Raw genomic sequence first — 6,631 nt, 5'->3', positions numbered from 1 at the left:
CCTTCGTCATCAATGGCCGCTATGCGGTGCAGGGCGCCAGCCACCGGAGGCGTTCGCCGAGGTGCTGGCCAAGGTCGCCGTCGAGCGGGCCCGCGCCGTTGCGCCGGGCCAGGATGAACCGGGTTGCGGGCCGGACGGCTGCAGTATCTGAGCGCGGAGTCTGACGCGGCGGGCGCCATCTGCGACAATGCGCCGCTACGCCGCGGTTTGCGGCGAACTGGAGCCCCCGCATGCTTTTGATCGGCGTCGCCGGCACTGAACTGACCGCGCAGGAGCGCGGCTGGCTGCAGCATGATGCGGTCGCCGGCGTGGTGCTGTTCAAGCGCAATTTCGCCTCGCGTGCGCAGGTGGTCGAGCTGACCTCGGCCATCCGCGCCGCGACCACGCGTCCGCTGCTGCTGGCGGTGGACCAGGAGGGCGGCCGGGTGCAGCGCTTCCGCGAAGGCTATAGCGATCTGCCGCCACTGGACGTACTGGGCAAGCTGCATGCCACCGATCCGGCGGCCGCGCTGGCGCTGGCCGAGCAGCATGCCTGGCTGATGGCCAGCGAGATCCGCGCCAGCGGCATCGATCTGAGCTTCGCCCCGGTGGTGGACGTGGGCCACGGCAATCTGGCCATTGGCAACCGCGCCTTTGCCGAAGATCCGCAGGTGGTCGCGGCACTGACCGCGGCCTATGTGCGCGGCATGCATGCCGCCGGCATGGCCGCCACGCTCAAGCATTTTCCCGGTCACGGCACGGTGCGCGAAGACACCCATGTCGACACCGCGATCGATCCGCGTCCGCTGCACGAAATCGAAGCCCACGACCTGCTGCCGTTCCGCGCCGGCATCGACGCCGGGGCCGATGCGGTGATGATGGCCCATGTCATCTACCCGCAGGTCGCCCCCGAGCCGGCCGGCTATTCGCCGCGCTGGATCAACCAGATCCTGCGCGAGCAGATGGGCTTCCGCGGCGTGGTGTTCTCCGACGACATCGGCATGGCGGCCTCGTTCGCGGCCGGTGGCGTCAAGGGCCGGGTCGATGCCCATCTGGATGCCGGTTGCGATGTGGTGCTGGTCTGCCACCCGGAACTGGTCGAAGAATCACTGCAGGCCGTGAGCGGCCGCAGCCTCAATACCGCCGCGCTGCTGGGCCTGATCGCCCATGGCGCACTGGCCTGGGGCGGCCTGCTGGCCGATGCCCGCCATGGCGATACCCGTAACCGTTTGCTTGAAACCCTTGGAAGAACCGCCTGATGTCCAAACTCACTCTTGAACAAGCCGTGGCCCAGGCCGATCTGCTGGTCGACCGTCCCACCATCGACGCCGCCATCGCCGCCATTGCCGATGCCATCGCCCGCGACTACAAGGGCGAAGTCCCGGTGTTCCTGTCGATCATGAATGGCGCGCTGCCGTTCGCCGGCCAGCTCGCGCTGGAGCTGGGCGCACGCGGCCAGGACGCCCAGTTCGATTACATGCAGGCCTCGCGCTATCACGGCGAGAATGGCGGCGAGCTGGTGTGGAAGCACCGCCCGGTCAGCGCCCTGTTCGGCCGTCGCGTGCTGCTGGTCGATGACATCCTCGATGAAGGCTTCACCCTGCAGGGCGTGCGCCAGTGGTGCATCGAGCAGGGCGCCACCGACGTGCGCATCGCCGTGCTGACGGTGAAGAAGCACGACCGCTGCCTGTCGGACGTCAAGGCCGATTATGCCGGGATCGAACTGCCGGACCGTTTCGTGTTCGGTTTCGGCATGGACGTCAGCGAAGCGCTGCGTCCGCTGCCGGCCATCTACGCGATGAAGGAATAAGACCGCGCTGTGCGGGCGCCCCGGGTGCCCGCCGTGCGAGGAAGGGGCGCAGTGGCGCTGCCGGAGATGACGTCTGGCCGCCATCGCCGCGCCAGACGTCATGATTGAAATGCATCAGGAAACAAGCATGGAACATATCGCCCTGGCGGTGATCGGCGGCACCGGTGTCTACACGCTGGCCGCACTGGATGAGGTGCGCAGCCACGAGGTGCAGACCGCCTACGGCGCGCCGTCCGGCCCGGTCCGGGTCGGCCTGTTGAACGGCCAGCGCGTGGCATTTCTGGCCCGTCACGGCGAGGGCCATTCGATCCCGCCGCACAGGATCAACTACCGCGCCAACCTGGCCGCGCTCAAGCAGCTCGGGGCCACGCGAGTGCTGGCGTTGAACACCGTCGGCGGGATCACCGACAACTTCGGGCCGCGCGTGCTGGCCTGCCCGGACCAGCTGATCGACTACACCTGGGGCCGTATTTCCACGCTGTGCGAAGAGGACGGCAGCGACGTGCTGCACGTGGATTTCGGCCATCCGTACACGCCTTCGTTCCGTGCCCGGGTGCTGGCGGCGGCCAAGGCCACGGGTGTGGTGATGCAGGACGGCGGCTGCTACGGCGCCACCCAGGGACCGCGCCTGGAAACCAACGCCGAAATCGCGCGGATGCGCCGTGATGGCTGCGATCTGGTCGGCATGACCGGTATGCCCGAGGCCGGCCTGGCCCGCGAGCTGGGGCTGGAATACGCCTGCCTGGCCATTGTCGCTAACTGGGCGGCAGGTTGCGGCGAGGCCGAGGAAATCACCATGGCCGAAGTGCTGGCCAACGTTGAAGCCGCCTCGGCGGGTTTGCCGACTTTGGTGGGTGAATTGGCCCGGGGGTGATTGTCATCCCGCCTTAAGGTTTGCATACTCCGTTTGTGCGCTTCATTCAGCGTGCATCAATCCATTCATCGAACAAGGTCTCGCATCACCATGCCGAACGGTACCGTCAAGTGGTTCAACGACGCCAAGGGATTTGGCTTCATCTCACCGGAGGACGGCAGCGCCGACGTCTTCGCGCATTTCTCCGCGATCAATTCCAAGGGCTTCCGCAGCCTGCAGGAAGGCCAGCGCGTCAGCTATGACGTGACCCAGGGCCCGAAGTGCCCAGGCTTCGAATATCACGCCGGCCGAGTGATTCACCCGGTTGCGCTGGAAAACCCCGCTGCGGCGGGGTTTTTTTTTAGTCGCCCACGCTGGCGATGACAAGGACGGAAATGCGTAAAGCGTTGGATATCGCCATCGTCGGTTATGGCACGGCCGGGCAGGCGCTGGCGGTGTTGCTCACCCGCGATGGGCACCGGGTGCAGGTGTTCGAGCAGGCGGCCGCGCCCGGACCGGTAGGCGCAGGCTTCCTGCTGCAGCCCAGCGGATTGCAGGCGCTGTGGCAGATGCAGCTGCTGCCGCAGGTGCTGGAACATGGCGCGGTGGTGCGCCGCCTGTATGGCGAGACGCCCTGCGGACGCGCGGTGATGGACATGCGCTACGCCGGGCTGGATGCACGCCTGTGTGGCATCGGCATGCAGCGCGGCGCGTTGTTCTCGCTGCTGGATGCCGCGTGGGCCGGGCGCGAGGCGTTGCATGTCGACAGCCGCATCACCGCGATCGACGACTCGCTGCGGCGGGTGCAGGACCACCACGGCCGCTGGCATGGCCCATTCGATCTGGTGATCGCCACCGACGGTGCGGCCTCGGCACTGCGCGCGCAGGTGCAGGGCACCCGGCTGGATCGCGTCTATCCGTGGGGCGCGCTGTGGTGCCTGTTGCCGCGCGGCGGCTGGCCGCATGGCGATGAGCTGCGCCAGCGCTATGTGGCCGCGCGCAAGATGATCGGGTTGCTGCCGGTGGGCACCCGTCCGGGCGATGCCGAGCCACGGCTGAGTTTCTTCTGGAGCCTGCCGCGCGAGCAGTTCCCGGCCTGGGAACAGGCCGGGCTGGAACCGTGGCTGGAAGAGATCGGCACGCTGTGGCCGGAGGCGCGCGAGCGCTTGCAGCATGTCACGATGCAGTCCCAGCTGGCACGGGCCAGCTATCGCGATGCGGTAATGGAGCGCTGGTACCGCGGCCGGCTGGTGCTGGCCGGTGATGCGGCGCATTCGATGAGTCCGCAGCTGGGGCAGGGGGTGAACATGGCCCTGCTCGATGCGGTGGCGCTGCGCGATGCGCTGCGTGCGGAGCACGGCGTGGATGCCGCGCTGGCCCGCTACCAGGCCCAGCGCAAGGCGCACGCCTGGCTGTACCAGTTCTGGAGCCGCTGGCTGACGCCGATCTTCCAGTCCGACCGCGATTGGGTGGCCCGCACCCGTGACGTGCTGTTCCAGCCGATGGGGCGGCTACCGGGCGGTCGCGGCCACATGCTGCGGGTATTGAGCGGAACCCAGCAAGGCCTGTTCGGCAAGCTGCCGCTGGCGCCGGACTTCATCCAGGCGCTGGCGCTGTCGGCGGGAAAACCGGCCGCGTAACCCGGCGGCCCCGGCGTTGCGGCAGAATCGGGCCGACACTGTCACCCGGGCATCGCCATGGCTACGCCACCGTTTGAGACCCACGTGGTCCAGAACCAGCCGCCGCCGTTCGAAGGGCGCAATCTCTGGCGCGATGATGCGGCGTTGCGCGAAGCGGTGGCCCGCGAGGGCGCCGCGCCGTTTGCCGGGGTACTGGACGGCTATGGGGCGCTGGCCGGCGGTGAGCTGTACCGGCTGGGGTTCGATGCCAATGGCCAGCGGCCGCGGTTGCGTACGCATGATGCGCAGGGACATCGGATCGACCATGTCGAGTTCCATCCGGCCTATCACCGGCTGATGGACGTGGCCAAGACCCAGGGCGTGGCGGGGCTGTCCTGGCATTCGCCCCAGCCCGGCGCGCACGTGGCGCGTGCGGCGTTGAGCTATCTGCATCACCAGGCCGAAGCCGGCACCAGTTGTCCGCTGACGATGACCCACGCCGCGGTGCCGGTACTGCGGCAGGTGTCGGCGCTGGCCGACTGGGCCGCCAAGGCGGCCGCGCCGTTCTACGATCCGCGTGATGTGCCGGTCAGTGACAAGGCCGGCATCACCCTGGGCATGGGCATGACCGAGAAGCAGGGCGGCTCGGACGTGCGCAGCAACACCACCCGTGCCACTGCGTTGGCGACCGACGGCGAGTACCGGCTGGTCGGCCACAAGTGGTTCTTCTCCGCGCCGATGTCCGATGGCTGGCTGGTGCTGGCGCAGGCGCCGGGCGGCCTGAGCTGCTTCCTGATGCCACGCCGGCTGCCCTGCGGGCGGCGCAACGATTTCCGCCTGATGCGGCTGAAGGACAAGCTTGGTGACTGGGCCAATGCTTCCAGCGAGGTCGAGTTCTGCGGCGCGTGGGCACAGCGGGTGGGCGGTGAGGGACGCGGCGTGGCCACCATCATCGAGATGGTGATGCTGACACGGCTGGATTGCATGCTCGGCTCGGCGGCGCAGATGCGCATGGCGCTCGCGCAGGCGCTGCATCACGCCCGGCACCGGCGCAGCTTCGGCAAACGGCTGGTCGAGCATCCGTTGATGGCCAATGTGCTGGCCGATCTGGCGCTGGAATCGGAGGCGGCTACCACCTTCGCGCTGCGGGTGGCCGGGGCGGTGGATGCCGCCGGGCACGATCCCGCCGAGGCGGCGTTGGCGCGCATCGCCACGGCGCTGGGCAAATTCTGGATCTGCAAGCGCGCGCCGGGTTTCATCAACGAGGCACAGGAGTGCCTGGGCGGCGCGGGCTATGTCAGGAGTCGATGCTGCCGCGGCTGTACCGCCAGGCGCCGCTCAACTCGATCTGGGAGGGCAGCGGCAACCTGCAATGCCTGGATGTCCTGCGTGCGTTGGGCCGGGAGCCGGCGACGCGGTCGGCGCTGCTGCACGAACTGGCGCAGGGGCAGGGACGCCATGCCGGCTATGACAGCGCGGTGCAGCGTGTCCGTTCGATGCTGGTCGAAGCGCTGCCCGGCGAGGGCGTCGCGCGGCAGCTGTCGGCCATGCTGGCTACGCTGTTGCAAGCGGCCGCGTTGCTGCGCGCGGGCAGCCCGTTCGCGGCGGCATTCATTGAAACCCGCTGGGGCGCCGGCGTGTCGATGCCGTGCTACGGGGCCTTGCCCGCGCACCTGCCCATTGCCGGGATACTGGCCCGGGCCTTGCCTGCAGACTGATCAGCCCGCGCCATCCAGGTGTCCATCAAAGCGCACCACCTGGTTGCGGCCGGTGCGCTTGGCCCGGTACAAGGCCGCATCGGCCTTGCGCAGCAGCGTCAGGCCGGCCACGCCGTCTTCCGGATACGTGGCCACCCCCAGCGAGATGGTGATCGGCGGCAGGGTTTTGCCATTGAACGGCACCGACAGCTGGGACACCGCCAGTCGCAGTTCTTCGGCATGCCGCTCGGCGGCCACGCCATCGGCTTCGGGCAGGATCAGGGTGAATTCCTCGCCACCATAGCGGCAGGCGATGTCCTCGCCACGCAGGCGCGAGGAGAACAGTTGCCCCAGTGACGCCAGCAGGGCATCACCGCCGCTGTGGCCCTGGGTGTCGTTGAAATTCTTGAAGTGGTCCACGTCCAGCATCAGCACCGACAGTGGCAGCGCGCGGCGTCCGCAACGGGCCAGTTCGCGGGTCAGGGATTCTTCCAGATAGCGCCGGTTGTACAGCCCGGTCAGCGGATCGCGGATGGACTGCAGCCGCAGCGATTCGCGCAGGCGCAGGTTGCTCAATGCCAGCGACAGCTGTTCCATGGCCGATTCGGCGATGGCCAGGCGCGGCAGCGGCCCGGGGCCTGGCCCACACAGGAACAGGAAGCCGATCTGGGCG

Annotated in this window: 5 protein-coding genes and 2 pseudogenes; 6 read left to right on the top strand and 1 reads right to left on the bottom strand. The window is 68.4% G+C overall.

From position 1 onward, the window contains the following. Positions 1-230: 230 nt before the first annotated feature. The 6 genes and pseudogenes from nagZ (at position 231) to JCM9942_RS09080 (ending at position 5,979) form a co-directional block, all read left to right on the top strand. Positions 231-1,238 (top strand): beta-N-acetylhexosaminidase, encoded by a 1,008-nt coding sequence (gene nagZ, locus JCM9942_RS09105; RefSeq protein ID WP_054659158.1) that lies wholly within the window; start codon positions 231-233, stop codon positions 1,236-1,238. Continuing rightward, a complete protein-coding gene (locus JCM9942_RS09100; protein ID WP_054659156.1) occupies positions 1,238-1,789 on the top strand; it encodes a hypoxanthine-guanine phosphoribosyltransferase in 552 nt (183 codons plus the stop codon). The genes nagZ and JCM9942_RS09100 overlap by 1 nt, the downstream gene beginning before the upstream one ends. A 127-nt stretch (positions 1,790-1,916) precedes the next feature. Continuing rightward, positions 1,917-2,663, top strand: a complete 747-nt coding sequence (locus JCM9942_RS09095) for an S-methyl-5'-thioinosine phosphorylase (RefSeq protein ID WP_054659154.1) — start codon at positions 1,917-1,919, stop codon at positions 2,661-2,663. Between the two features lie 90 nt (positions 2,664-2,753). Then, positions 2,754-2,958, top strand: a pseudogene (locus tag JCM9942_RS20215) (cold-shock protein). Between the two features lie 79 nt (positions 2,959-3,037). Then, the gene (locus JCM9942_RS09085; protein ID WP_083468477.1) at positions 3,038-4,282 is read left to right on the top strand and encodes an FAD-dependent oxidoreductase; all 1,245 of its coding nucleotides are present in this window, start codon (positions 3,038-3,040) and stop codon (positions 4,280-4,282) included. 57 nt (positions 4,283-4,339) lie between these two features. Next, positions 4,340-5,979, top strand: a pseudogene (locus JCM9942_RS09080) (acyl-CoA dehydrogenase family protein). Here the strand turns inward: JCM9942_RS09080 and JCM9942_RS09075 are convergent. Then, the coding region (locus JCM9942_RS09075; RefSeq protein ID WP_157722840.1) for a GGDEF domain-containing protein at positions 5,980-6,631 on the bottom strand (652 nt) is incomplete at its 5' end. It abuts the pseudogene before it with no gap.

It is taken from the genome of Stenotrophomonas pictorum JCM 9942, assembly GCF_001310775.1.
GTDB lineage: Bacteria > Pseudomonadota > Gammaproteobacteria > Xanthomonadales > Xanthomonadaceae > Stenotrophomonas > Stenotrophomonas pictorum.
Note: the sequence above shows the minus strand (reverse complement) of the source record. Positions and strands in the feature narration are given on the sequence as shown.